This is a genomic window from Rhizobium viscosum, from assembly GCF_014873945.1.
GTDB lineage: Bacteria > Pseudomonadota > Alphaproteobacteria > Rhizobiales > Rhizobiaceae > Rhizobium > Rhizobium viscosum.
On record NZ_JADBEC010000002.1, the window covers coordinates 2,041,902 to 2,066,335 of the forward strand.

The following is a 24,434-nucleotide window of genomic DNA, read 5'->3' on the forward strand; positions in this document are numbered from 1 at the left end:
CCTCAGTTGCCCTCGGAGACCGGGCTTGCATCGGCTTGCTCCATGACCGGGACCGCCTGGTCACCGGCCTCCATGAAGCCGCCCGACTTCGTCACCACCAGGTCGCCTTCGTCGACGCCGGAGCGGATCTGGACGAAACCGGCCTGGCGAAAACCGAGCAAAACCGGCTTCCGCTCGATGCGGTTGTCCTTGAGGATCTTGATCGATGGTTCCTCGCCGGAACCGGCAACCGCCGAGGCGGGCAGGAATATGCCTTTGCTGCTGCCGATCTCAATGCGCGCCGAGGCAAAGGCACTGATCGGAGCCATCAATCCACGGGGCAGGGTGATCCGGGCGCGTCCGAGCCGTGTCCGGTCGGCGAGCGCCGGTGCGACGAAGCGAACGGCGCTTGTCAAACCGTCACCACCGTCGCCGAGGAAAACATGAGCGACGGCGCCGACGGGCACGGCATCGAACTGAGCCTGCGGGATTTCTGCTTCCAGTTCGAACTGGTCGTCATTTGCGATGATGAAGAGCTGCTCGCCGGATGAGGAGGCGGTCGCGCCGACCTTGGCGGACCGGTTGATGATCCGGCCGGGCACCGGCGCGACAATCCTCGTATAGCTCAGTCGCAATTCAATATCCTTGCGCGCCGCAGCGACGGTCTTGACGGCAGCTTCTGCCGATTGGACGGCCTGTCGGCCGGCCCGCACGCTCACCTCCGCGCGGGCGAGGGCCTTTTGTCTCTGCTCAAGCGCTTCCTGTGACATCAACCCCTTGGGAACGAGCTTTTGTGCGCGCGTAAGATCCGCCTCGGCCTCCTCCTGTGAAATCAGGGCATTGTCGAGCGCACTCGAGGCCTGCCCGAGTTGTGCTGCCGCGCTCGCCGCCTGCGCGTCGTTCTGCATAAGCTCCACATCGATCCTCGACGCATCCAGTGTTGCAAGCAGCTGTCCGCGGCTGACAAGATCGCCTTCTTCGGCGGCGATCGAGACTATCCGGGCTCCGGAGAGATCGGTATTGACCAGTGTCGTTTCCCGCGCAACGACCGTGCCAACGACGGAAACGCTCTGTTTGAGAACCTGGCTTCTGGCAGCAATAACCGACACTTTCGGCCCCTCCATGTCGGCGGCGAGACCGTGGATCGGGAGCCCGGCGGTCGCAGACAACAGGAAGATCGATACAAGGCGACCCGTTCTGGCGTTTGGGGACGGGCGGTTGCCCTGTAGCAGGCAGCGCATGCGAGAGAGCGGCGTGAAGGAGGTCATCAATTCATTCCCTGCGCGATTCTTGTTTAATTGCGGGATGTGCAGAGCCGCCGCGTCGGCGACCCCTTGATTTTGAACAGCTGGCAATGATGCTTTGGCCGACCCGCGTCAGAAACGGTAACCCAGCATCAGCATGGTTTTTGACTGAACCTTTTCCTTGACGATCGGGCTGTCTGCAGCGTCTCCGACCAGGAAGCTCACGCCTTGCTCGCCCCTGACCACCCAGTTCTCGTTGATCAGGTAGGTGGCCGAGGCGGAGAGATCGACGCTCTTGATCCCGGCTCCAGCCTTGTACTGCGCATGACCGGAGCGGGCCGACTGGACGGCGTCAACGCCGAAATAGGCTTCCATGTAGTTGTCGTCCGCGAAAGTGGCGGAAGCCTCGGCGCCGAGGATGAGATGTTCCGACAGGGGCTGCGAGATGGCCGCACCGGCGGTTGCGAGCAAGCCCTCGCTTCCGCCGATCGTCTTGTCGACCGAGACGAAGACATTGGCAGGCCCAAACGTGTAGGTGGCCTTACCGCCGACAGTTACGCCGAAATCGATGTCGCCCATACCGCGCAACGTGTCGGCATCGTCCTCGTCACGGCCCGAGTCGTATCCGACATTGACGTCGAACCGGAAAGCATCCTTCTCGAAGGCCTTTATTTCGATGCCGCTTGGATCGATCGTGATCCGGTCGAAGAATTCGGCGGATACGAAGGGGAAGGGCGAGACTTCAAACTCGTCGCTTCCCTCGTATTTCGGTTGGAAGATGGCGCCGGCGCCGATGACGACGTGCCAATCGTGCAATGCCTGGCGAACCGGGCCGAAACGCTCCGGGTCCGGAGGTGACGGTTCCGGCGCGGTCTGTTCGCTGTTTCCGAAGTCGGCGGCTTGCGTGGCAAAGGGCGATAAGAATAGCGACGCCACGGCGATGGAAAGTAGCCGGGACCGATCGGCGGTCAGTTTTAGAGAGGCAGACATGAAGGCTCCGAGGTTAGATCGCGTGCTTCCCCCGACATCGACCTGGAAGCGCGCCACGCCTCAGCAGTGCCATGCACGACGGGCATTGCGTGTTGGATGTTGTTAAGAGTTGTTTCTGCTTGGGCCGCCACTCCGTCCCGTTGAAACATTTCTTCACAATCGCGGGCGAGGACGGCCTCGCTCGTCATGGTAAGGATGAGACTGAGGAACGGAGATGGCGTGATTGGTTGATGAGCGTGCACGAGCGGCCGTCGAACGGCCGAGGATACTGATCGTCGAGGACGATCGTCAGATTGCTGAAATGCTGCGGGAGAGTCTTGTCGAGCAGGGCATGGATGCGGAACTCGCGGCCGATGGCGCAGCGATGGACGCGAAGATGCGTATGATGCCCTTCGATCTTGTTGTCCTCGATGTTATGCTGCCCGGCGAAGATGGTCTCAGTCTCTGCCGCCGCCTGCGCGCAGGCGGCGGCATCCCGATCCTGATGCTGACGTCCTTGAGCACCGATATCGACCGGATCGTCGGGCTGGAGATCGGCGCGGACGACTATGTCACCAAACCCTTCGTTCTGCGTGAGCTCCTGGCCCGGATCAAAGGCCTCCTGCGCCGGTCGGGCTTGTCAGCGCAGCGGGAGGTCAGGCCTGCACACAGACTTTTCCGTTTCGAGGGTTGGCGGATCGATCCGGCCCGGCGTCAAGTCCACGATCCGGCTCAGGCCAGGATTGCCATGACGACCCATGAATTCGATCTGCTGCTGGCCTTTTGCCGCAATGCCGGCCGGGTTCTGACCCGCGAACAGCTGCTTGCCGTGACGCATGCCGGCCTTGCCGGTCCGATCGAGCGCAGCATCGACGTGCATATCAGCCGGCTCAGGCAGAAGATCGAGAAGGACCCCCGCGATCCGCTCCTTATCAAGACGGTCCGGCTCGGCGGCTATGTCTTTACCGCGCAGGTGGAAGAGGCCGATGTTTAGACGCCTGCGTCGTGCCACGATGACGATCCGCGGCCAGATCACCATCATCATTCTGGTGGCGCTTGTGACCATCATCGCCATGGGGGATGCGGTGGAGCGCTGGGCCAGGGAAGATCTTGCCGCCCCGGATCTCGAAAACATCGCCGAAAAGCTGAGCGCCATCGCAGAGCTCCTCGGACCCGCCTCGCCCGAGCACCGGCAGATCATCCTCGCCAATGCACGTCGCGCCGGCTGGGACATCGAACTCACGCCGACGGCGACCGCGAGCCGGTTTGCACAGTCTTCGAGCCACCAGAGCTTTCTGGACATCGTTGCCGGCAGGCTGTTTCCGCCAGACAACGCACCGCCGCTCGGAGGCTGGCAGACCTTCCTAGATGAACGGCGCGTGATTGCCGCGCGCGTCGACGACGACACGATCGTCATCACCTCGGGTTTTCCCGATTCCATGCTGAGCAGCGCGTTCCTGGGGCGCGGCCCCTATTTTTTCGTCGCTTTTTTCGTATTGATCGGCTTTTTCTTCATATTCGCGATCCGGGCGATTACGGAACCCATACAGCGCATCGCCCATGCGGCGGCGGTTTCCGATATCACCGCGGGTTCTCCCGTTTTTGCGGAGAGGGGAACGGTTGAGATCGTTGCACTGGCCCGGGCATTGAACGGCATGCGCCGGCGCATCCGACTGATGATCGAAGCCCGCACCCGTATGCTGCGCGGCATCGGCCATGATCTGCGCACGCCGCTGACGCGGCTGAAGCTGCGTGTGGAGCGGATGGGGGAGAGCGGTCAGAAGGACGCTCTGCTCTCCGACGTCAATCGAATCGAGAGCCTGCTCGTCGAGAGCCTGAATTATCTTCGAAACGACTATGCGACCGAGACGATCGAGCTTGTCGACGTCGCAAGCATCCTGCAGACGGTCTGCAGCGAGTTTGCCGATATCGGCCACGCCGTCCGATACACCGGGCCGAACAGGCTTCTTGCTAGATGCCGGCCGCTTTCCATCACGCGCGCGGTCACCAATCTTTGCGATAACGCCGTTAAATTTGCAGACAAGGCCGAAGTGACGATGGCCGAGCGGCCGGAAACCGTATTGATCACTGTTGAAGATGACGGCCCGGGCATTCCGCAGGAGCTTCGAGAGCGGGTACTCGAGCCTTTCTTCAAGTCGGACCAGTCGCGCGCTGGAGGCGGCTTCGGCCTCGGACTGTCGATCGTCGCAGACATTGTTCATTCTCACCATGGCACGTTGGAACTGCGGCAGCGCAACCCGCGTGGTCTCAGCGTTGTTGTGGCGATACCGAAATGAAAGGGGAGCGAAGGACGTGCTGATAACAGTTCCACTCGGTGGCGTCGGGAAATGCGCACGCAGCCATTGCCCTCCGGGCGCGATGCACCATCTGATTGTTCCTGGTAACAGCCTCACAGGAGAGACAGATGGCATCGAACGAGGGTCGCATCAGACAACGTGCTTACGAGATCTGGGAACAGGAAGGTCGGCCACACGGCGAGGACCTGAAGCATTGGCTGCAGGCGTTTCAGGAAATCGCCGCGAGCGTCGAGACGGACGGTCAGTCTGCCAAGAAGCCTCGCTCCAGAAAGGCCACGACGGCTGACCTGCCTGCGAAGTCGAAAGGCGCAACGAAGGCTAAAGGCGGTGCCCAGAGCGTTCCGACGACACCCCCTCCTCCAAAGCCGACCAAGGCATCCCGAAGCGTCACCAGGCATTGAGCCGATCTGGCCGATATCATGCGTAGATCTGGCGCGTGCAACGCGTTTGTACGAGTACCTTCCGATAAGCGGCACTTGTCGGAAGTCATGAACTCAGGTCCCGAAATGCGGTTGCCAATTACCGTGGATAAGTGAATTCGGCAGGAAGTTAGGCCCTTCCACACGTGGCTGCCGCTATCCGATCGTGACTGGAACGCGGAGCGTCCTGCCGCGGTAATCAGGATTGACAGAAAACCTACTAGAAGGTAGGCAGATTGCGCGCTTCATTAATTCTGACGCGTCATCCCATTGTTGGCGCGTCGTTCGTTTGCGCCAGGGAACTGAGCCTATCAACACTGTCTTCATGCCGAAGACGTGCTCCATGGGCTACCGACTAGTAGGTAAGCTTGCAAGGCTTTGCAGGGTGGCTTCCAGCCTAACCCAAACAACCGAGATCGACTATGACGACAAATTCTCTCAAAGGCCTAGGCGCCTTCATGGCAGGTAGCGCGGCTACCGCGCAGCAGAAGGTGATGGTGAACTATGACGACTTCCTGCAACTTCTCATCGCGCAACTGAAGAACCAGGATCCGACCGACCCCGTGGATGCCAGTGAACAACTGGCCCAGTTCGCCAGCTTCTCGCAGGTCGAACAGACGATCCAGACGAACCAGAAGCTGGATGCCCTGCTGGCAGGCTCCAACCTCGCCCAGGCAGGCAGCTACATCGGTAGCTACATCGAAAGCGCAGATGGTACGGTCAAAGGCACGATTGCTTCCGTCAAAATCTATAGCGACGGAATCATAGCCACGACGACAGAGGGCGGGAAAATTCTTGTCCAGCCGGGTATCAGCCTCTCGCAACCCGGCGGCGGTAGCGCTGCAGCCATCGAATGATCATGACCGTCATCGAGGTTCTTTGCATCATGGGGAAGGATATTTCGGACAAGCCCTTGAGGGAGTGCCCGGTAGATCTGCGAAGATCGCCAAGGGTTACGGGAGGCGCATCTTCCGAAATTAGAAGGGAATGCTTTATTGGCTACGTTCCTACTAGAAGGTAGTCATGGACGCATGATCAATCCTTCGAATACCTATGATGAGATCCTGAACAGTGCGGAAAAGCTGATCGTATCGGGCGGTTATAACGGGTTCAGCTATGCCGACATCGCTGCCGTTGTTGGCATCCGCAAGGCCAGCATCCATCACCATTTTCCAAGCAAGGTCGATCTGGTGCGTGTTCTTGTTGCCCGCTACCGCGCAAACGCCGAGACTGGCTTGGCTGAGGTGGAAAGCAAGTTTAGCGATCCGCTCGAGTTGCTGAAGACCTATGCTGGTTTTTGGGCTCAATGCATCGAGGATGCGAGCCGTCCGTTTTGTGTCTGCGCGCTTCTTGCAAGCGAGCTGCCGGCCCTTCCTTTGGAGGTCGCGATCGAAGTGCGTGCCTATTTCCAACATCTCTCAGGATGGCTGACATCGGTCATCGAACGGGGTGACCAGCAAGGAGCCCTGGTGATCTCTTGCCCGGCGCGCGTGGAGGCAGAGGCTTTCATGGCCACCGTTCACGGCGCAATGCTGTCGGCCCGAGCCTATGGAACGCCTGCCGTCTTTGAGCTGATTCTCGAGCCGAGTCTTCAGCGGTTGCGGCCGCGATGATGCAATTCCCGGCGACGGGGCGACGCGTCGACGGAAACATGTGCGGTAAAACAGCGTCGTCGAAACTACCAACTAGTAGCTAAGGAACGTCAAATGTTGCGCAGACTTCTTCCAGTCATCATGGTTGCCGGCTTGGCTGGCCTTCCAGTAACGCTTGTTTCACCGGCGTCTGCCCAGGCCGAAGAAAAAAAGGCCGAGCTTCACATCCGGGGCAGCGTCGTCAGCTTCGCAGGTTCTACCTTGAAGGTGAAGACTCGCGAGGGAGAGACCGTTGACGTTGCTCTTGCCGACGGCTGGCAGGTCGCTAGCGTTGCCAATGCGAACGTCTCCGATATCCAACCCGGAGACTATGTGGGCATCGCCTCCCTGCCGAAGGATCAGGGCGGAGACGGCGCTCTTGAAGTTCTGATCTTTCCGCCTGCACTCAAGGGAGCCGGCGAGGGAAGCTTTGGCTGGGACCTCAAGCCGAACAGCAGCATGACCAATGCCACCGTCGCCGATGCAGTCAAGGACGTCGACGGGCGGACCGTTACCGTGTCCTATCACGGCAAGGAAAAAAAGATCTCCATTCCAGACGGGACCCCGGTCGTGACCATTGCCCCTGCAAGCAAGGACGACCTGGTGGCAGGAGCGGTGGTGTTCATATCGGCTGAGAAGGCTTCGAGCGGGACAGTCGCGCATCGCGTTATCGTTGGCAAGAATGGCGTGGTGCCTCCCATGTGAGCCACGTCGCCGCCGGTCAGCTCCGCCCCATTGGCCGACCGTCGGCATCCCGCTGTTGATCCGCAAAACACACAACAATTCAGCCAGACCGGAGGGCCGCATCTATGAGCGACAGCCCCGACAACGACAATATGCAATATCCCCGGACCTTGATGATCCATCGTCATTCCCTGATCACGCGGCTGACGCATTGGCTGAACGCGATTTGCCTGAGCTTCCTGCTCTTGAGCGGATTGCAGATTTTCAACGCTCATCCCGAACTTTACTGGGGGCACTATGGCGCGGATGGGGACCCATCTGTTCTGACGATCGGTTCGAGCGGACAGGGTGACGATATCAGCGGTTTCGTCCGGATCGCTGGCGTCAAGGTGCCGACGACAGGTGTCCTGGGCGTCTCGACGTTTGAGGGAGAGCCGACGCCGCGGGCGTTTCCGGGCTGGGCGACGATCCCGTCGTTTCAGGACCTCGCAACCGGCCGCCGCTGGCACTTCTTCTTTGCCTGGCTATTTCTCGTCAACGGCATTCTTTACCTCGGCTTCGGCGTTCTGACCGGTCATTTTCGACGTGACCTGGCTCCAGCGCGCAGGGACCTTTCCCCGCACCATTTGTGGCGCGAAATCCTCGACCACTTGCGCCTGCGCTTCCCGCAAGGGGAAGAAGCGAAGCACTATAACACGCTCCAAAAGCTCACTTACCTCGCTGTGATCGTCATTCTGCTGCCGACGATGTTGCTGACCGGCCTGACAATGTCCCCCGGCTTTGATGCCATCCTGCCTCCCCTGGTGGACATTTTCGGTGGGCGCCAGTCGGCGCGCACCATCCACTTCACGACCGCGACGCTTCTCGTGCTCTTCGTGCTCGTGCATGTCGCGATGGTCGTGTTGTCGGGAACCTGGAACAACATGCGTTCGATGATCACGGGTCGCTATGCCATCAGAAAGAAAGGTCCACATGCATGACGCGTAGCTTCCTGACCCGCAGACGTTTTCTGATCGGCAGCACACTCGGCGCTTCTGCCCTTACGCTCTCGGGCTGCGACATACTGGAACAGAATACGGCTGTGGCCAGCGTTATTCGTTCGGCCGAAAATCTGACGATGAAGGCGCAAAGGCTGCTGCAGGGGCGCGATGCTCTCGGCCGTGAATTTACCGAGACGGACATTTCTCCGTCTTTCAGGGTAAACGGCACGAGCGCACCTGACAGCGAGGACTATGTCGAACTCGCCGAAGGCAAATTCGCGAACTGGCGACTGAAGATCGATGGTCTCGTCGACCGGCCTCAGGAATTATCCCTTATTGACCTTAAGAGGCTTCCGGCCCGCACGCAGATTACCCGTCACGACTGCGTCGAGGGGTGGAGCGCGATCGGGAAATGGACGGGTGTACCGCTTGGGCCTGTCTTGAGCTCGGTGGGGCTCAGACCGAACGCGCGATTTGCGGTCTTTCACTGTGCCGACAAGTTGGAGAAGACACTTGACGGAAGTGGCCGCTACTATGAGAGCATCGATCTCATCGACGCGTTCCATCCACAGACCATCCTTGCCTATCAGATGAACGGGAAGGATCTGACCGTCGGACACGGCGCACCGTTGCGTCTGCGGGTCGAACGGCAACTCGGCTACAAGCAGGCCAAGTACATCATGCGCATTGAGATCGTCGACAGCTTTGCCGGCTTGTGGGGCGGTCATGGCGGCTTCTGGGAAGACCGCGGCTATGAGTGGTACGCGGGGATCTGAGTAATTCCTTGCCTCGTGTGACGATCGTCTTGCGTTCAAGCCGTCAGAAGGGCGGCTCAGGATATTTGCCTTCGGCCACTCAAAGCCAGTTGATCCGTTTGAGAACCATCAGCGTTGCAACGGAAATGACCGCAACGAAGGCAACGATGATGATGAAAGCCCAAGTATCGTTGACGCCGGGGATGCCGCCAACATTCATGCCGAAAAGGCCGGCCACCACGCTCGGCGGCAGCAGCAGGGCGGCGAGTGCTGCGAGGCGATTGGAATTGCGGGCTATCCGCTCGCTGATGACCGTGGACAGGTCGTCATGAAGAATGCCGGTGCGGTCGCGGATGGCGTCGAGATATTCGATGAAGCGCATCAGTTTGTCGATGACCTCGCGGAACCGTAGCTTGTCACGCTCCTTCAACCACGGAGCGTCGTCATGCTCGATGCGGTTCAAGGCATCCCGCTGAGGCGCGAGATAGCGCCGAAGCTGCACGGAGCGGCGGCGAAGCTGCTTCAGCCGCTCGCGTACTTCGCTGGCTTCGCCGTGAAAGATCAACTCGTCCAGATCGTCGACTTCTTCGTCCATCGTGTCGAGTACGGGCTCGAGGTCGCGGACCAGCTTATCGCTGACGAGAGCGAGCAGTTCCCCAGTCTGTTTCGGGCCCTTGCCCTTGTCCAGGGCGAGGCGGATATCGCGCAAGGCGGTTATATAGTGGCCGCTGTCGCGCAGGGTCACCAGCCTGCGCTGATCGGCCCATACGTGGAGGGGAACAAGATCGATTTCCGCCGAACTTACCTCCGCCTCTTCCGGCGGCGCGGCACAGACGCCGCGAAGAATGATTAGCAGCCCGTCATCGATGGCTTCAACGCGCGGGCGCGTTTCCTCTTCCAGCAAGGCTTCGGCAACGAGCGGATCAAAGCCGCCTTTCGTCGTCACCCATTGGGCAGCGGCCGGATGATCGCGTTCGAAATGCAGCCAGATCACGCCGTCATCCGGCGTCCAGCGGCGCACTGCTTCCATGTCGAGGGTGCGACAGCCGCCGTTGCCGTCAAGAAGCACGGCGAAACGCAAACCCGGCTCGACGCCGTAACTTGCGACGCTCACGACCTGCTCGCCCATGAGTAACCTCCAGCTGCCAAAGTCCATCTCCCGTAAGCGCAGAGCAGTAGATTAGCGAGTCGCCGTCAGGCGGCAAGATGGTCAGTGTCCGGAGAACAAAGCTGCCGGCATTCGTCTGAATTTGAGGTGCTAGGTCGAATTCCATAAAGCTTGTTAGCTCTGTCGCGGGATACAGTCTGTCTTCAATTGACCGCTTACCGGCCGCGGCCGATGCTCGCGTACATGCCGGTCGTGCGAAACTCCGTCGGCGTGATGCCATAGACGCGCCGGAAGACCTTGGCGAAGTAATTGGCGTCTTCGAAGCCGCACATGATGGAGACTTCCTTGACCGGCAGGAAATCCGCCTTGGTCAGCAGCTTTGCGGCGCGCTGCAGGCGCTGCTGCAGGACATATTCGGCTGGCGGCACGCCTTCGCTTTCGGCGAAGCTGCGCGAGAAGTGAGCGCGGCTGAGCCCAACGATCGCCGCAAGTTCGCTGACCGGCAGCGGCTTTTCCAGATTGGCGTTGATATGGTCGGTCACCGCCTGCATGGCCCTTTGTTCGGCCATGGAAGCGGAGGCGCCGAAGATGTCATCATAGAGCGCCATGGCGGCTTCATAGGCGACCGCCGAGGCCGAGCCCGGCGTGTTTGCACCTTTGACGAGGCGCAGGCTGCAGTCGGCCAGATGATCGATGGTCGATTGCTGCAGCTTGAAGACCGGGCCGGCGAGTGCCAGCACCATCTTGTGGATGCGCAGCGTTTCTTCGCCGTTCATCGAGATCCAGAAATATTCCCAGCGGTCACCCTTTTCCAGCCAGTAGCGGTGATTGTGCGGTACGAGCACTATCATCGTGTCGCCGCTCTGGAGCTTGTAATTGCGATTCTGGTAGCGCAGGCGGCCGGTGCCGCTGATCGTATGCTGCAGCACCGTGAAGGGCGTCAGGCCACGCTTTCTGCCGTCCCAATCATAGGTCTCGTTTTCACGCACCTCGTAACCGGCGCTTGTCGGCATGGCATGCAGGCGCTGTCGTCCGCGCGGCAGTGAAACCGTCCTCATCGACTGGCCGTTGGCGATCAAATCCTGCAGCACAAAATTACCCTCGAAAGCATAATCCTTCTCTGGCCGCTCCTGCGAATATGCGCATAATCCCTTCTCACACGAGGAAGAGATCGCGGTCGAAAGAACGGCCGGGAGGAATACAGGCACTATTTCCCGGTATTTTCAGACGATGTGCGAAAGCATGCCGCCTGATCCTCCTTTGCCGTCTTTTTACCTAGCATTTGATCGGATCGAGGTGAAGGATATGAGTTTCAAAATCGCTATTATCGGGGCAGGCAGTGTCGGTTTCACCAAGAAGCTGTTCACGGACATTCTCTGCGTGCCGGAATTCAAGGACATCGAATTCGCGCTGACCGATCTCAGCGAACATAACCTCCAGATGATCAAGGCGATCCTCGACAAGATCGTAGAGTCGAACAAGCTGCCGACGAAGGTGACGGCGACGACAGATCGTCGCAAGGCGCTGGAAGGCGCACGGTATGTCATCAGTTGCGTGCGCGTCGGCGGTCTGGAAGCCTATGCTGACGACATCAGGATTCCTCTGAAATACGGTATCGACCAGTGCGTCGGCGATACGATCTGCGCTGGCGGCATTCTCTACGGCCAGCGCAACATCCCCGTCATCCTCGATTTCTGCAAGGATATCCGCGAGGTCGCGGCACCGGGCGCGAAGTTCCTAAACTACGCCAATCCGATGGCGATGAATACCTGGGCGGCCATCGAATATGGCAAGGTTGATACGGTCGGCCTTTGCCATGGGGTCCAACATGGCGCCGAACAGATTGCCGAAGTGCTCGGCGCCAAGTCACCGCGCGAATTGGACTACATCTGCTCGGGCATCAACCATCAGACCTGGTTCGTTGATCTGCGTCTTAACGGCCGCAAGATCGGCAAGGATGAGTTGATCGCTGCCTTCGAGGCGCACCCGGTCTATTCGCAGCAGGAGAAGCTGCGTATCGACGTCCTGAAGCGCTTCGGCGTCTATTCGACGGAGAGCAACGGCCATCTCTCCGAATACCTGCCCTGGTATCGCAAGCGGCCGGACGAAATCACCCGCTGGATCGATATGTCGGACTGGATCCATGGCGAAACTGGCGGCTATCTGCGTCACTCGACGGAGACCCGCAACTGGTTCGAAACGGAATTCCCGCAATTCCTCGCTTCGGCCGAAAAGCCGATCGATCCGGCCAAGCGCTCCAACGAGCATGCGAGCCATATCCTTGAGGCGCTGGAGACCGGCCGGGTCTATCGCGGTCACTTCAACGTCAAGAACACCGGCGTTATCACCAACCTTCCGTCCGACGCCATCATCGAGTCGCCCGGCTTCGTCGATCGCTTCGGCATTAACATGGTCTCCGGCATCACCATTCCGGAAGCCTGTGCTGCGACCTGCATCTCCTCGATCAATGTCCAGCGCATGTCGGTGCATGCAGCTGTTACCGGCGATATCGATCTCCTGAAGCTCGCCGTCCTGCACGATCCGCTGGTCGGTGCCGTCTCGACGCCGGAAGAGGTTTGGCAGATGGTCGATGAAATGGTCGTTGCCCAGGCCCGCTGGCTGCCGCAATATGCTGATGCTGTGCCGGCCGCCAAGGAGAGGCTAGCTAATTCCAAGGTCAAGACGCGAGAGTGGGAAGGGGCCGCGCGCCGCAATGTCCGCTCAATCGAGGAGCTTCGCGTCGAAAAGGCGGCGCTGAAGCAGGCCGTCTAGAGCAATTCCAGCAAAAGTGCGCTGCGGTTTTGCGTACGGAATTGCGTGAAAACAAGGAGCTGGGCCAATCCGTATTTCGAAGAAAAACGAATTGACCTAGCTCAGGGTGAGGGAGGCTGCGGCGGCTCTTCGGGAGGAAGGCCGTCCGCGCCCAAGCTTCCTTCATCGTCGTTTGAGGAGAAGCGGAGACGCGTACAAGCGCTCCGGAACAAGAGGGAGAGACGATGACGAATTTCCGTAAGATCGGCATCCTGGCAGGACTGGCGCTTGGCGTTTCAGTCGCGGCCCTGAATGCCTATGCGTCCGAGCCAACGGTACCGCCGGCGCCGCCGGCGTTCCCCGCGGAAGGCAAGATCAAATATGTGTCCCGCGACTCCATCCTGGAGTTCAAGGCGCTGCCCGAATATCACGAGCCGGACTGGGTGACGAAGAATTTCGTCGACAGCGGCAAGCTGCCGGCGGTCAAGGATCGCCTGCCCAAGGAACCGATGGTCTTCAAGACCGAAAACATGCCTGACGGTCCCGGCGTCTATGGCGACGTGATGCGCCATGTCATCGGCGGTCGTCCGGAAGGCTGGAACTACGGCGCCGGTCAGACGCAGGGCTGGGGTGGCATCGACATCGGCCTCTCCGAATGCCTGACGCGCACAGCACCGCTCTTCCAGGTGGAAGCCAAGGATACCGAGCCGTTGCCGAACCTCGCCAAGGGCTGGGAGTGGTCGCAGGACGGTCACAAGCTCACCATGCACCTGATCGAAGGCGCCAAGTGGTCCGACGGCGCGCCCTTCAATGCCGATGATCTCATGTTCTATTGGGAAGACGAAGTCATCGACCCGAACGTTTCGCCGCTCGGCGGCGGTGCGTCACCGGAAGCCTTCGGCGAGGGAACGACGCTCACAAAGATCGACGACTACACGGTCGAATGGACCTTCAAGGAAGCCTTCCCGAAGCAATACCTCTATACGATGGCCTACCCGAACTTCTGCCCAGGTCCGTCGCACATTCTCAAACCCCAGCATCCGAAATATTCGAAGAACACCTACGATCAGTTCAAGAATGCCTTCCCGCCGGAATTCATGAACATGCCGGTCATGGGCGCCTGGGTGCCGGTGGAATATCGGCCTGACGATATCATCGTCATGCGCCGCAATCCCTACTACTGGAAGGTCGACGAGAAGGGCAATCAGCTGCCTTATCTCAATGAGCTGCACTACAAGCTCTCGACCTGGGCCGACCGTGACGTGCAGGCCGTTGCCGGTTCCGCCGACTTCTCGAACCTCGAGCAGCCGGAGAACTTCGTGGCCTCGCTGAAGCGTGCCGCAGAAAAGACCGCTCCGGCGCGTCTCGCCTTCGGCCCGCGCCTCATCGGCTATAACCTGCGCATGAACCTGTCGGGCAATGGCTGGGGTGATCCCGATGCCCGCAGCCAGGCGATCCGCGAACTCAACCGCAACGAAGACTTCCGCAAAGCCGTGACCATGGCGGTCGACCGCAAGGCGATCGGCGACTCCCTCGTCAAGGGACCGTTCACGGCAATCTATGCAGGCGGCCTTTCCTCCGGCACGAGCTTCTATGATCGCAACTCGACCGTCTACTATCCTTTCGACCTAAAGGGTGCCAAGGCGCTGCTCGCCAAGGTCGGCCTGAAGGATACCGATGGCGACGGCTTCTTGAACTTCCCGGCCGGAACAGCTGATGGCAAGGACGTCGAGATCGTGCTTCTGGTCAATAACGACTATACCACCGACAAGAGCCTTGCCGAAGGTGTCGTTGGCCAGATGGAGAAGCTCGGCATCAAGATCATCATCAACGCTCTTGATGGCCCCAAGCGGGATAATGCGCATTATGCCGGTCAGTTCGACTGGCTGATCCAGCGCAATACAACCGAGCTCGCCTCCGTAGTGCAGAACACCGAACAGCTTGCCGCGGTCGGCCCGCGTACCAGCTGGCACCACCGCGCCGGCAAGGATAATCAGCTCGATCTCCTGCCTTACGAAAAGGAGCTTGCCGACATCGTCAACAAGTTCCGCACGAGCCAGGACAATGACGAACGCGTTGCGCTCATGAAGCAGTACCAGAAGACGGCAACTGAACACGTCGATACCGTCGGCCTGACCGAATATCCAGGCGCGCTGATCATCAACAAGCGTTTCTCGAATATTCCCGAGGGTACGCCGATCATGATGTTCAACTGGGCCGAGGATTCCGTCATTCGCGAGCGTGTGTGGGTGGCCGCCGACAAGCAGGGCAAGTACGAACTCTTCCCTCAACAGCTTCCCGGTAAGCCCGGGGACAAGGGTCCGATAAACTAAGAGCTCCCTCCCGAACGACAACAGCTTCCGGTCGCGCGTGCTGCGCGCGGCCGGTCAGAATCAACGAGCCGGCCGCGCTGAGACGAGCGACTGGCGGCAAGGAGAAGCGAACCGTCTGATGTTACGATTCCTGCTCATGCGTATCGCCTCGGCGATCCCCGTCCTCTTCATCCTGAGCGTGGTGACCTTCGCCATCATCCAGGCGCCACCAGGAGATTATGCCGATTACATCCGTTCGCAGTTGATCAATCAGGGCGGAGCTTCCTTCGCGCAGGCCGATGCGCAGGCTCAGGCCTATCGTGTCGAACATGGCCTCGATCAGCCGCTGGTCGTCCAGTATGTCAACTGGATCACGGGAATCGTGACCAAAGGCGATTTCGGCTACAGCATGTTCTACAACAAGCCGGTGGCCGATGTTGTCGGCGAGCGCCTGCCGCGCACGCTGGCCCTGGCGCTGGTCTGCCACATTTTTGCATCCATCCTCGGCATCACTTTCGGCATCTGGGCGGCGACCCGTCAATACAGCTGGATCGACAGCCTGCTCTCCGGCATCTCTTTCCTCGGCATGACGGTGCCGCGCTTTCTGATGGCGCTGATCATCGTCTACCTGCTCGTCTTCCAGTTCAACGTGACGGAAATCGGCAGCTTCTTCTCACCGCAATATGGCGGAGCGCCGTGGTCCTGGGCGAAATTCATGGATCTCGTGAGCCACGTCTGGCCGGTCGTCGCGATCGCCACCTTCGGCGGGCTCGCCTACAACATGCGCGTCATGCGCGGCAATCTGCTCGATACGCTGAACGCCCAATATGTCGAGACAGCGCGTGCCAAGGGGCTTTCGGGCGGCGCGGTCGTCATGCGCCACGCTGTTCCAAACGCGCTCCATCCGCTCGTCATGTATCAGGGTGTCGTGCTTCCGTACATGCTGACTGGCGAGATCGAGACCGCGATCATCTTCGCTCTGCCAACCGTCGGCCCGGCAATCGTCGGCTCCATGGCGATCGGTGACGTCTATGTCACCGCGACTTTCATGCTGGTGCTGTCGGCCACGCTGATCGTCGGCAACATCATCGCCGACATGCTGCTTGCCATGCTCGATCCGCGGGTCCGTCAATATGGAGGAGCCTGATATGTTCGCCTTCGACTCTTCCACACCGCCGCCGCCACACGAGGAAACGGTCAAGAATACCAGCCATGGCAATGAGAGCTATATGGCGCTGGTCTGGCGCCGGCTGCGGCGCTCCTGGACCGGCATGATCGGCCTCATCCTCGTCGGCCTCCTGATCATCATGGCGATCTTTGCGGATTTCTTCGCGCCGATGGACCCGAAGGCGACCGATGTCGGCTTTGCGCCGCCGCAGCTGATCAGCATCCACGACAAGGAGGGCAGTCTCGTCTGGCCGCGCGTCTATGCGCTTGCGGATTCCGAAGAGCTCGATCCGGTCACTTTCCAGCCGGTCGTCGGCCTGGATTATGACAATCCGCGTCTGCTCGGCTTCTTCGTGAAGGGTTCTGACTATAATCTGCTCGGTCTCATCCCGGCCAATCGCCATTTCTTCGGCACGGTCGATGGCGAGCCAGTGCATTTCCTCGGTACCGACAAGTTCGGCCGAGACGTGCTGTCGCGCGCCATTATCGGCTCACGCATCTCGCTGATGATCGCGCTGACGGTGGTCTTCATCGTCACGGTCGTCGGCACCACTGTCGGGATGGTGTCAGGCTACTATGGCGGTGCCTTCGATGTCTGGGTGCAGCGCTTCGTCGAGCTTGTGCTCGCCTTCCCGCAGCTGCCTCTTTATCTAGCGCTGACATCGCTGATTCCGATCACAGCACCGACCAACATCTTCCTCGCCTTCGTGATCTTTGTCATGTCGGCGCTTGGCTGGGCGCAGATGTCGCGCGAGGTGCGCGGCAAGACTCTGGCGCTGGCGCGCATCGAATATGTGCGGGCGGCAATGGCCGTTGGTGCCACCGACCGGCGCATCATCTTCCAGCATATTTTCCCGAATGTGATGAGCCACGTGATCGTCGCCGTCACCATCCATATTCCGAGCGTCGTGCTGCTCGAATCCTTCCTCGGCTTCCTCGGCTTTGCCGTGAAGCCACCGCTGATCTCCTGGGGGCTGATGCTGCAGGATACGGCGAATTATTCCGTCATCGGAACCTATCCCTGGATTCTCTCGCCCGTCGCCTTCGTGCTGGTCACCGTCTTCGCCTTCAATGCTTTGGGCGACGGTCTGCGCGATGCGGTCGATCCCTATTGAGGTGATGAAGATGGCTCTTGCTCTCGTTAGTTCCTTTGCCCCGCCCGTCCGTCATGATCACGACGGGCGCAAGGAAAGCCCTGTTATCGATGCGCGCAATATCGGCGTGAATTTCAAGGTCGAGCATGGCACCGTCGAAGCCGTGAAGGATATTTCCTTCCAGCTCTATCGCGGCGAAACGATCGCCATCGTCGGTGAATCCGGCTCCGGCAAATCGGTAACGGCACGCACCGTCATGGGGCTTCTTTCCAAGCGCGCGGTGATCTCGCCACGTTCGAGTGTCGAATATGACGGCAATAACATCCTGAAATTTTCCGAGAAGGCCCGCCGCAGGCTGCGCGGCGACCGCATCTCGATGATCTTCCAGGAGCCGATGAGTTCGCTGAACCCGATCTACACGATCGGCAGCCAGATCGTCGAAGCGATCCGCGTCCATCGGAAGATGAGCCGCAAACAGGCCAATGCCAAAGCGCTGGAGCTTTTGAAGCAGGTGCAGATTCCCGACCCGGAAGCGCGTCTGCTGCAATATCCGCACCAGCTTTCCGGTGGTCAGCGTCAGCGCGTGATGATCGCGATGGCGCTTGCCAATGATCCCGATGTCCTGATTGCCGACGAGCCGACGACGGCACTCGACGTGACCGTTCAGGCGCAGATCCTCAACCTCATCCGCAATCTGCAGACGCAATTGCGGATGGCAGTGATCCTGATTACCCACGATCTGACGGTCGTGCGCAAGTTCTCCGACTATGTCTATGTGATGCAGCATGGCGAGATGCGCGAGCACAATGTCACCGAGCAGCTCTTCGCCAATCCGCAGCATCCTTATACCAAGCATCTTCTGGGATCCGAGCCGCGCGGCCAGGCCAACCCGCTGCCTGAGGGATCGGACATCATTCTCGACGCCCGTGGCGTGCGCGTCTCCTTCATGCTGCGCCATGGTGGCTTCTTCAGACCGGAACTACGCGAACTGGTCGCCGTCGACAGTCTCAATCTGACGCTGCGACGACACGAGACGCTGGGCCTCGTCGGTGAATCCGGTTCGGGCAAGACGACCTTCGGCCAGGCTATTCTCAGGCTCAATGACACTGATAATGGCGAGATCTATTTCGACCGCCAGCCGATCCACGGCAAGTCACGGGCGGAAATGCGGCCCTTGCGTTCGCGCATGCAGATCGTCTTCCAGGATCCGTTCTCCTCCCTCAACCCGCGTATGACGATTGGTCAGATCATCGAGGAAGGGCTGGTCGTCAACAAGCTTGGTGCCACCAAGGGCGAACGTCTCGACAGGGTCCGCGAAGCGCTGATTGCCGCCGGCATGCCGGGCAATATCCTGTCGCGCTTCCCGCATGAATTTTCAGGTGGCCAGCGCCAGCGCATCGCCATTGCGCGGGCGATCGCGCTGGAGCCGGAATTCATCCTGCTCGACGAGCCGACCTCGGCGCTCGATCTGTCCGTCCAGGCGCAGATCATCGAACTCCTGCGCAAGCTGCAGGATGAGCGAGGCCTGAGCTACCTGTTCATTTCGCATGACCTGAAGGTCGTGCGCGCCCTCTGCCACCGTGTCATCGTCATGCAGCACGGCAAAATCATGGAAGAGGGACCCGTCAACGAAGTCCTTTCCAATCCCAAGACACCCTACACCGAACGGCTCGTCAAAGCCGCTTTCGAGGTAGCCTGATTTCAGAATGCCGGAGGTTCATATGGCAAATCCCAGAATAACGTTCATTGGAGCTGGCTCCACCGTTTTCATGAAGAATATCGTCGGCGACATCCTTCAGCGTCCGGCGCTGTCAGGCGCCACGATCGCGCTCATGGACATCAACCCGCAGCGACTGGAAGAAAGCGCCATCGTCGTCAACAAGCTGATTTCGACGCTTGGCGTGAAGGCGAAGGCGGAAACCTATTCCGATCAGCGCAAGGCGCTCTCGGGCGCCGATTTCGTCGTCGTCGCCTTCCAGATCGGTGGTTACGAGCCCTGCACGGTGACCGATTTCGAAGTGCCGAAGAAATACGGCCTGCGCCAGACGATTGCCGACACGCTCGGCGTCGGCGGCATCATGCGTGGTCTGAGAACCGTGCCGCATCTCTGGAAGATCTGCGAGGATATGCGCGCCGTCTGCCCGAACGCCATCATGCTGCAATATGTAAACCCGATGGCGATCAACACCTGGGCGATTTCAGAGAAATACCCCGATATCAAGCAGGTTGGCCTTTGCCATTCCGTGCAGGGCACGGCGATGGAGCTCGCCCACGATCTCGATATCCCCTATGACGAAATCCGCTACCGCTCGGCCGGCATCAACCACATGGCCTTCTACCTGAAGTTCGAGCATCGCCAGCCGGATGGTTCCTACAAGAACCTCTATCCGGATTTGGTGCGCGCCTATCGCGAGGGACGTGTGCCGAAGCCCGGCTGGAACCCGCGCTGCCCCAACAAGGTGCGCTACGAGATGCTGACACGTCTCGGCTACTTCGTTACCGAAAGCTCGGAGCATTTTGCCGAATACACGCCTTACTTCATCAAGGAAGGCCGCGAGGATCTGATCGAAAAATTCGGCATTCCGCTTGACGAATATCCGAAGCGCTGTATCGAGCAGATCGCCCGCTGGAAGGGGCAGGCGGAAGCCTATCGTTCGGCCGACAAGATCGAGGTCAATGAATCGAAGGAATATGCCTCCTCGATCATCAATTCGGTCTGGACTGGCGAACCCTCGGTCATCTACGGCAACGTCCGCAATAATGGCTGCATCACTTCGCTGCCGGCCAATTGCGCTGCCGAAGTGCCCTGCCTGGTCGATGCCTCGGGCATCCAGCCGACCTATATCGGCGACCTGCCGCCGCAGCTGACGGCACTGATCCGCACCAATATCAATGTCCAGGAACTGACGGTTCAGGCACTGATGACGGAAAACCGTGAGCATATCTATCATGCCGCGATGATGGATCCGCATACGGCTGCCGAGCTCGACCTCGATCAGATCTGGTCGCTGGTGGACGAACTGCTCGCCGCTCATGGCGACTGGCTGCCGGAATGGGCCCGGCCGAGCAAGATGCGCGCGGCCTGAGAGCCTGTAAATCAATCGGTGCCGGTTTAAAGTCGGCGCCGATCACATCATCGGTCAGGACAGCCTACCTTCGTCGTCGATCAAGGTCAGCCGGCAAGGGCTTTTATCGCTCCATTGCCACAACACGAGATTGAGATCGTCGGCTCTGGCCGCCGGTGCAAAGCTTCTGACAAGCAGCCCGTGATAGCCGTCGGACAGGAGTTCGCGCGCAAGCATTTGCGTTCTTGCTTCGCCCTTGGCCTTCATCTCATCGCGCCAGCTTGCTGCGGCGAGCGCTGCAGCCTCGATACCGAGCTTTCGAAGGGCGGTCTCGTCCCTCGTGTCGAAGATCCGTTTGATATCGGCCTCGTAAGAGACGAGTGTCGTCGGCTGCAGGCTGCCGACCTGATTGGCTTCCCGGAGTGCCGTCAGCACAGAGAGCGACGTATAAAGCGCTGGCGTTCCCTTGGGGTTGAAGCGGCCGCCATAAAGTTCTGCGCCCCGGCCGGAGAGCGGCTGGCGTGCATAGATCGGGTTCAGTGCGCGATATAGCTTTCCTTCGTAGCGCATCGGCCGAAATCAAGCGTGGATACCGGCATCAATCGCATCGATAAAGTCGAGGACTTCCTCCGCCCGCCCGTCGCGAACGAGCTGCATAGCTGTCTGGCCCGAAAAGCCTGAAAGGGGTTCGGAACGATACCAGGCATAGGCCATCAGCGCCGAGCCGAAGCGGGGCTCGACCTTGTTGACGACCTCGATCATCTCGCGCAGGCGCCGTTGCGTCTTGTCAGAGCGCAGGCGGTCCTTGCGCTGGATTGCATCCTTGCCAAGGCCGGCCGTGCGAGCAATCTCCTCGCTCGTCGTGCGAAAGGCATCGGCGATCTTGCGCGGGGCAAACAGCCCGTCATCTGCATATTGTGCCAAGCCCATGATCCATCTCCATGCCGTCCATACTGACGTTATATAGCGTCAAAATAAGCGGCGTTCAATGGCTGAAGCTCGACAGGTAATCTTTGCCGATCATCTCAGCCCGCCCTGGAGCCGATCGCCATAGCCGGTACATTGGTGCCCCGACCGCCATCGGATCGTTGCCGGAGGGATGGTCGTCTTCGCCATTTGTCCGGCAAATTTCGTCAGCGCTTCCTCGTCTTGCAGCGTTTTGCCCCGGTAGAATCTCCATTGCAATTTTCCAGCCGTATGGCGGCAACCGATGCCACGGATCCGCTGCCGGTGATGATGAGGTCGTAGGTCCCGCTCACATTTCAGCGGCCAAAGAACAGCGTTTCGGCATTCTCGATGAAGATTTTGCGGGCAAGCGTAGGGGCGCCAATGGCCTCCTGCATCCCGTCGATCAGGTCGGCGTCATCGGGCATATCGCTCCAGAGCTCGGTGTGCGGCCAGTCGCTGCCCCAGAGCAGCTTTTCCGGATGGCTGGCGGCAAGCGCCTGCACCACCTCGGCAAAGCCGGCATAGCCGTGCTCGCGCGTCAGCCTGTAGGGAGCCGTCAGCTTGACGTAGCCGCTGGGATTATCGGCGAGCCTCTGGAGCGCAGGAAGATGTTGGCGCCATGCGCCGTCGGCGAGTGGTATGAAGCCCAGATGATCGAGGACAAAGCGGACGCCTAGATGCGGCAGCCGTCCGGCAAGGCCATCGATCTGGTCCGGACTGATCTGAAGCTGCAGCGACCAGCCGAAATCGCGGATGTTAGCCGCAAGCGTTTCAGCCGCAGTAAGCGGCAGGCCGCCCTTGTTGCGCGTGTTGATACGAACGCCGCGTACCCCAAGTCGGTCGAGACGGGCAATCTCCGTGGGGTCTGTCTCGGGATCGATGACGACGATGCCCCGCAACCGGTCCGGAAAGGCGGCCAAGGCCTCGACCAGAACCTGGTTGTCGAGGCCGTAGACGCTCGGTTGCACGAGGATGCCCCTGCCGATGCCGAGCCGGTTGGCAAAGGCGATCCAGTCGGCCGTCGTCGCGATCTGCGGCGTATAGCTGCACGGCGTATTCAGCGGTGCGTCCGACCGAAACACATGGAAATGTGTGTCGATTGTGCCCAGAGGCAGCGGTTTTTTCGGAAGACGAGTCAACGGCATGCGTGGCAAGCAGAATGGCGCTTCACTATCCGGCTCACTCATTTCCGTTCCAGTTCCTCATGCTGGAGGAAATCGAAATCGGCGCCTTCGTCGGCCTGCAGCACGCGCGTATGGTAGAGCTTCGCATAACCGCGCACCGGCTTGGCAGCCGATATCTCTCCGAGTTCCGCCATCCGCCGGTCGAATTCCGGCTGATCAATGGCAAGGTCTATGCGTCGCTCTTTGACGTCGAGGCGGATGCGGTCGCCCGTTTTCACGATCGCCAACGGTCCGCCGGCGGTGGCTTCGGGGGCGATGTGGAGCACGATGGTGCCGAAGGCGGTGCCGCTCATGCGGGCATCGGAGATTCGCACCATGTCCTTGACGCCTTGCCGGGCGAGCTTGCGCGGGATCGGCAGGTAGCCGGCTTCGGGCATGCCCGGCGCGCCTTTCGGACCGGCATTGCGCAGAACGAGAATATCGTCGGCGCTGACATCGAGGTCGTCGCTATCGATCCGGAGCGTCATGTCCTCGATGGAATCGAAGACAACCGCTCGCCCCTCGTGCTGCAGCAAATCCTTCGATGCGGCAGATTGTTTGATGACGGCGCCCCGAGGCGCAAGGTTGCCATGGAGTACGGCAATGGTGCCGATCGGCTTCAGCGGCTTTTCGATAGTGCGGATGATTGTCTGCCCAGGCTCATCGGGGGCCGCGTCGATCACCTCGCCAATGGTCTTTCCGTGGACCGTCTGCTGGCTGCCGTCGATCTCGTGGCGAACGGCCTTCAGCAGCGTCTGCACCCCGCCGGCCTCATGGAACTGTTCCATATAGTGCTGGCCGGAGGGCTGCAGATCGACGAGCAGTGGTATGACTTTGCCAAGCCTGTCGAGTTCAGCCATGTCGAGGCGAATGCCGAGCCGCCCGGTAATGGCGGCAAGATGGACGACGGCGTTGGTCGAGCCGCCCATCGCCTGCAGGGCGACAAGGCCATTGCGGATGGCCGCAGGTGTGAGGATATCGCGGACAATCGGCGCGTCCGGGTTGGCAGCAAGCCCGGCGGCGACACGGCCCGTCTCTTCGGCGAGCCGCACCCGCTCGGATTCGGCAGCGGGTGCCGATCCCGCCCGCGGCAGGCAGAGACCCATGACCTCGGTCAGGTTGGCCATGGTGCTCGCCGTTCCCATGACCGTGCAGGTGCCGATCGAGCTTGCGAGCTTGTTATTGACGTCGGTAATCTCCGCCTCGTCGATTTCGCCTGCGCGGAAGCGGCCCCAGAAACGGCGGCAATCGGTGCAGGCGCCGAGCCTTTCGCCCTTGTGATGGCCGACGGCCATCGGCCCTGTCGGCAGGAAGATCGCCGGGATCTCGCTGCTGGCGGCGGCCATGATCTGCGCCGGCAGGGTCTTGTCGCAGCCGCCGATCAGGATCACTGCATCCATCGGCTGGGCGCGGATCATCTCCTCGGTTTCCATCGCCATCAGATTGCGCAGGTACATCGAGGTCGGCGAGGCGAAGCTCTCGTGGATGGAAATGGTCGGAAAGACCATCGGCATGGCGCCGGCCAGCATGACGCCGCGCTTGGCGGCTTCGATCAGCTGCGGGACATTGCCATGGCAGGGGTTGAAATCGCTGTAGGTATTGGCAATCCCCACGATCGGGCGATCGAGGGCATCGTCCGAATAGCCCATCGCCTTGATGAAGGCCTTTCGGAGGAAAAGGGAAAAACCCTGATCGCCGTAACTCGTCAGCTTGCGACGAAGACCGCTCGACATTGTTCCTCCCTCGTCTCTTAAATCGAGCTCAAGCCTAGTGGGATATGCAAGATTGTCAATAAAGAAGATGTGCCAGTGATGCCGGCAACTGCGATGTTCGGGAAATGAAATACG

The 24,434-nt window shown here is 60.0% G+C and carries 22 protein-coding genes; 14 read left to right on the forward strand and 8 right to left on the reverse strand.

The features are described from left to right. Window positions 1-2: 2 nt before the first annotated feature. Window positions 3-1,247, reverse strand: coding sequence for an efflux RND transporter periplasmic adaptor subunit (locus tag H4W29_RS30350; protein WP_192732458.1), 1,245 nt, complete (start codon window positions 1,245-1,247; stop codon window positions 3-5). Window positions 1,248-1,355: 108 nt separating this feature from the next. After that, window positions 1,356-2,213 (reverse strand): MipA/OmpV family protein, encoded by an 858-nt coding sequence (locus H4W29_RS30355; RefSeq protein ID WP_192732459.1) that lies wholly within the window; start codon window positions 2,211-2,213, stop codon window positions 1,356-1,358. 223 nt (window positions 2,214-2,436) lie between these two features. On the opposite strand from H4W29_RS30355, the gene H4W29_RS30360 reads away from it, so the two are divergent. The 8 genes from H4W29_RS30360 to H4W29_RS30395 all read left to right on the forward strand — a co-directional run bounded on the left by H4W29_RS30360 (window position 2,437) and on the right by H4W29_RS30395 (window position 9,000). After that, complete coding sequence (locus H4W29_RS30360) at window positions 2,437-3,186, forward strand: response regulator (RefSeq protein ID WP_192732460.1); 750 nt, start codon at window positions 2,437-2,439, stop codon at window positions 3,184-3,186. After that, a complete protein-coding gene (locus H4W29_RS30365; RefSeq protein ID WP_192732461.1) occupies window positions 3,179-4,489 on the forward strand; it encodes an ATP-binding protein in 1,311 nt (436 codons plus the stop codon). Before H4W29_RS30360 ends, H4W29_RS30365 begins: the two co-directional genes overlap by 8 nt. Before the next feature lie 128 nt (window positions 4,490-4,617). Further along, on the forward strand, window positions 4,618-4,911 hold the full coding sequence (locus tag H4W29_RS30370) for a DUF2934 domain-containing protein (protein WP_192732462.1): 294 nt from the start codon (window positions 4,618-4,620) through the stop codon (window positions 4,909-4,911). A 440-nt stretch (window positions 4,912-5,351) separates the two neighbouring features. Then, window positions 5,352-5,786, forward strand: coding sequence for a flagellar hook assembly protein FlgD (gene flgD, locus H4W29_RS30375; protein ID WP_192732463.1), 435 nt, complete (start codon window positions 5,352-5,354; stop codon window positions 5,784-5,786). 174 nt (window positions 5,787-5,960) lie between these two features. Beyond that, window positions 5,961-6,542: a TetR/AcrR family transcriptional regulator gene (locus H4W29_RS30380; protein ID WP_192732464.1), complete on the forward strand. Its 582-nt coding sequence runs from the start codon at window positions 5,961-5,963 to the stop codon at window positions 6,540-6,542. 120 nt (window positions 6,543-6,662) lie between these two features. Beyond that, window positions 6,663-7,265 (forward strand): hypothetical protein, encoded by a 603-nt coding sequence (locus H4W29_RS30385; protein ID WP_376776615.1) that lies wholly within the window; start codon window positions 6,663-6,665, stop codon window positions 7,263-7,265. Window positions 7,266-7,369: 104 nt separating this feature from the next. Continuing rightward, entirely contained in the window at window positions 7,370-8,224 is an 855-nt protein-coding gene (locus H4W29_RS30390) for a cytochrome b/b6 domain-containing protein (RefSeq protein WP_192732466.1), read from the forward strand. Further along, the gene (locus tag H4W29_RS30395; RefSeq protein ID WP_192732467.1) at window positions 8,221-9,000 is read left to right on the forward strand and encodes a molybdopterin-binding protein; all 780 of its coding nucleotides are present in this window, start codon (window positions 8,221-8,223) and stop codon (window positions 8,998-9,000) included. The genes H4W29_RS30390 and H4W29_RS30395 overlap by 4 nt, the downstream gene beginning before the upstream one ends. Before the next feature lie 79 nt (window positions 9,001-9,079). Here the strand turns inward: H4W29_RS30395 and H4W29_RS30400 are convergent, their stop codons facing one another. Together H4W29_RS30400 and H4W29_RS30405 are read right to left on the reverse strand one after the other, a co-directional pair. Continuing rightward, window positions 9,080-10,108: a zinc transporter ZntB gene (locus H4W29_RS30400; RefSeq protein WP_192732468.1), complete on the reverse strand. Its 1,029-nt coding sequence runs from the start codon at window positions 10,106-10,108 to the stop codon at window positions 9,080-9,082. 194 nt (window positions 10,109-10,302) lie between these two features. Next, the gene (locus H4W29_RS30405; protein ID WP_192732469.1) at window positions 10,303-11,178 is read right to left on the reverse strand and encodes an AraC family transcriptional regulator; all 876 of its coding nucleotides are present in this window, start codon (window positions 11,176-11,178) and stop codon (window positions 10,303-10,305) included. 214 nt (window positions 11,179-11,392) lie between these two features. Here H4W29_RS30405 and H4W29_RS30410 point away from each other — a divergent pair, with 214 nt between their 5' ends. The 6 genes from H4W29_RS30410 to H4W29_RS30435 all read left to right on the forward strand — a co-directional run bounded on the left by H4W29_RS30410 (window position 11,393) and on the right by H4W29_RS30435 (window position 20,497). Continuing rightward, window positions 11,393-12,859: an alpha-glucosidase/alpha-galactosidase gene (locus tag H4W29_RS30410; protein WP_192732470.1), complete on the forward strand. Its 1,467-nt coding sequence runs from the start codon at window positions 11,393-11,395 to the stop codon at window positions 12,857-12,859. Between the two features lie 224 nt (window positions 12,860-13,083). After that, window positions 13,084-15,171, forward strand: a complete 2,088-nt coding sequence (locus H4W29_RS30415; protein ID WP_192732471.1) for an ABC transporter substrate-binding protein — start codon at window positions 13,084-13,086, stop codon at window positions 15,169-15,171. A 118-nt stretch (window positions 15,172-15,289) separates the two neighbouring features. After that, window positions 15,290-16,297, forward strand: a complete 1,008-nt coding sequence (locus H4W29_RS30420; protein WP_132654806.1) for an ABC transporter permease — start codon at window positions 15,290-15,292, stop codon at window positions 16,295-16,297. A gap of 1 nt (window position 16,298) precedes the next feature. Then, complete coding sequence (locus tag H4W29_RS30425) at window positions 16,299-17,432, forward strand: ABC transporter permease (protein ID WP_192732472.1); 1,134 nt, start codon at window positions 16,299-16,301, stop codon at window positions 17,430-17,432. 10 nt (window positions 17,433-17,442) lie between these two features. Continuing rightward, window positions 17,443-19,110: an ABC transporter ATP-binding protein gene (locus tag H4W29_RS30430; RefSeq protein ID WP_192732473.1), complete on the forward strand. Its 1,668-nt coding sequence runs from the start codon at window positions 17,443-17,445 to the stop codon at window positions 19,108-19,110. A gap of 22 nt (window positions 19,111-19,132) precedes the next feature. Then, window positions 19,133-20,497, forward strand: a complete 1,365-nt coding sequence (locus tag H4W29_RS30435; RefSeq protein WP_192732474.1) for an alpha-glucosidase/alpha-galactosidase — start codon at window positions 19,133-19,135, stop codon at window positions 20,495-20,497. Window positions 20,498-20,551: 54 nt separating this feature from the next. On the opposite strand, the gene H4W29_RS30440 is transcribed toward H4W29_RS30435, so the two are convergent. The 4 genes from H4W29_RS30440 to H4W29_RS30455 form a co-directional block, all read right to left on the reverse strand. Continuing rightward, complete coding sequence (locus H4W29_RS30440; RefSeq protein WP_192732475.1) at window positions 20,552-21,046, reverse strand: RES family NAD+ phosphorylase; 495 nt, start codon at window positions 21,044-21,046, stop codon at window positions 20,552-20,554. A 9-nt stretch (window positions 21,047-21,055) separates the two neighbouring features. Further along, window positions 21,056-21,406 carry an antitoxin Xre/MbcA/ParS toxin-binding domain-containing protein gene (locus H4W29_RS30445; protein ID WP_192732476.1) on the reverse strand — a complete coding sequence of 117 codons (351 nt, stop codon included), beginning with the start codon at window positions 21,404-21,406 and terminating at the stop codon, window positions 21,056-21,058. Between the two features lie 332 nt (window positions 21,407-21,738). Continuing rightward, a complete protein-coding gene (locus H4W29_RS30450; protein ID WP_192732477.1) occupies window positions 21,739-22,611 on the reverse strand; it encodes an amidohydrolase family protein in 873 nt (290 codons plus the stop codon). After that, the gene (locus tag H4W29_RS30455) at window positions 22,608-24,320 is read right to left on the reverse strand and encodes an IlvD/Edd family dehydratase (RefSeq protein WP_192732478.1); all 1,713 of its coding nucleotides are present in this window, start codon (window positions 24,318-24,320) and stop codon (window positions 22,608-22,610) included. The genes H4W29_RS30450 and H4W29_RS30455 overlap by 4 nt, the downstream gene beginning before the upstream one ends. Window positions 24,321-24,434: the final 114 nt, after the last annotated feature.

Excerpts from the sequence above, each read along its gene's own strand:
- H4W29_RS30350 (WP_192732458.1), bottom strand. The coding sequence starts at position 1,247 with ATGACCTCCTTCACGCCGCTCTCTCGCATGCGCTGCCTGCTACAGGGC.
- H4W29_RS30355 (WP_192732459.1), bottom strand. The coding sequence starts at position 2,213 with ATGTCTGCCTCTCTAAAACTGACCGCCGATCGGTCCCGGCTACTTTCC.
- H4W29_RS30365 (WP_192732461.1), top strand. The coding sequence starts at position 3,179 with ATGTTTAGACGCCTGCGTCGTGCCACGATGACGATCCGCGGCCAGATC.
- H4W29_RS30370 (WP_192732462.1), top strand. The coding sequence starts at position 4,618 with ATGGCATCGAACGAGGGTCGCATCAGACAACGTGCTTACGAGATCTGG.
- flgD (WP_192732463.1), top strand. The coding sequence starts at position 5,352 with ATGACGACAAATTCTCTCAAAGGCCTAGGCGCCTTCATGGCAGGTAGC.
- H4W29_RS30380 (WP_192732464.1), top strand. The coding sequence starts at position 5,961 with ATGATCAATCCTTCGAATACCTATGATGAGATCCTGAACAGTGCGGAA.
- H4W29_RS30385 (WP_376776615.1), top strand. The coding sequence starts at position 6,663 with ATGGTTGCCGGCTTGGCTGGCCTTCCAGTAACGCTTGTTTCACCGGCG.
- H4W29_RS30390 (WP_192732466.1), top strand. The coding sequence starts at position 7,370 with ATGAGCGACAGCCCCGACAACGACAATATGCAATATCCCCGGACCTTG.
- H4W29_RS30395 (WP_192732467.1), top strand. The coding sequence starts at position 8,221 with ATGACGCGTAGCTTCCTGACCCGCAGACGTTTTCTGATCGGCAGCACA.
- H4W29_RS30400 (WP_192732468.1), bottom strand. The coding sequence starts at position 10,108 with ATGGGCGAGCAGGTCGTGAGCGTCGCAAGTTACGGCGTCGAGCCGGGT.
- H4W29_RS30410 (WP_192732470.1), top strand. The coding sequence starts at position 11,393 with ATGAGTTTCAAAATCGCTATTATCGGGGCAGGCAGTGTCGGTTTCACC.
- H4W29_RS30415 (WP_192732471.1), top strand. The coding sequence starts at position 13,084 with ATGACGAATTTCCGTAAGATCGGCATCCTGGCAGGACTGGCGCTTGGC.
- H4W29_RS30420 (WP_132654806.1), top strand. The coding sequence starts at position 15,290 with ATGTTACGATTCCTGCTCATGCGTATCGCCTCGGCGATCCCCGTCCTC.
- H4W29_RS30425 (WP_192732472.1), top strand. The coding sequence starts at position 16,299 with ATGTTCGCCTTCGACTCTTCCACACCGCCGCCGCCACACGAGGAAACG.
- H4W29_RS30430 (WP_192732473.1), top strand. The coding sequence starts at position 17,443 with ATGGCTCTTGCTCTCGTTAGTTCCTTTGCCCCGCCCGTCCGTCATGAT.
- H4W29_RS30435 (WP_192732474.1), top strand. The coding sequence starts at position 19,133 with ATGGCAAATCCCAGAATAACGTTCATTGGAGCTGGCTCCACCGTTTTC.
- H4W29_RS30440 (WP_192732475.1), bottom strand. The coding sequence starts at position 21,046 with ATGCGCTACGAAGGAAAGCTATATCGCGCACTGAACCCGATCTATGCA.
- H4W29_RS30445 (WP_192732476.1), bottom strand. The coding sequence starts at position 21,406 with ATGGGCTTGGCACAATATGCAGATGACGGGCTGTTTGCCCCGCGCAAG.
- H4W29_RS30450 (WP_192732477.1), bottom strand. The coding sequence starts at position 22,611 with ATGAGTGAGCCGGATAGTGAAGCGCCATTCTGCTTGCCACGCATGCCG.
- H4W29_RS30455 (WP_192732478.1), bottom strand. The coding sequence starts at position 24,320 with ATGTCGAGCGGTCTTCGTCGCAAGCTGACGAGTTACGGCGATCAGGGT.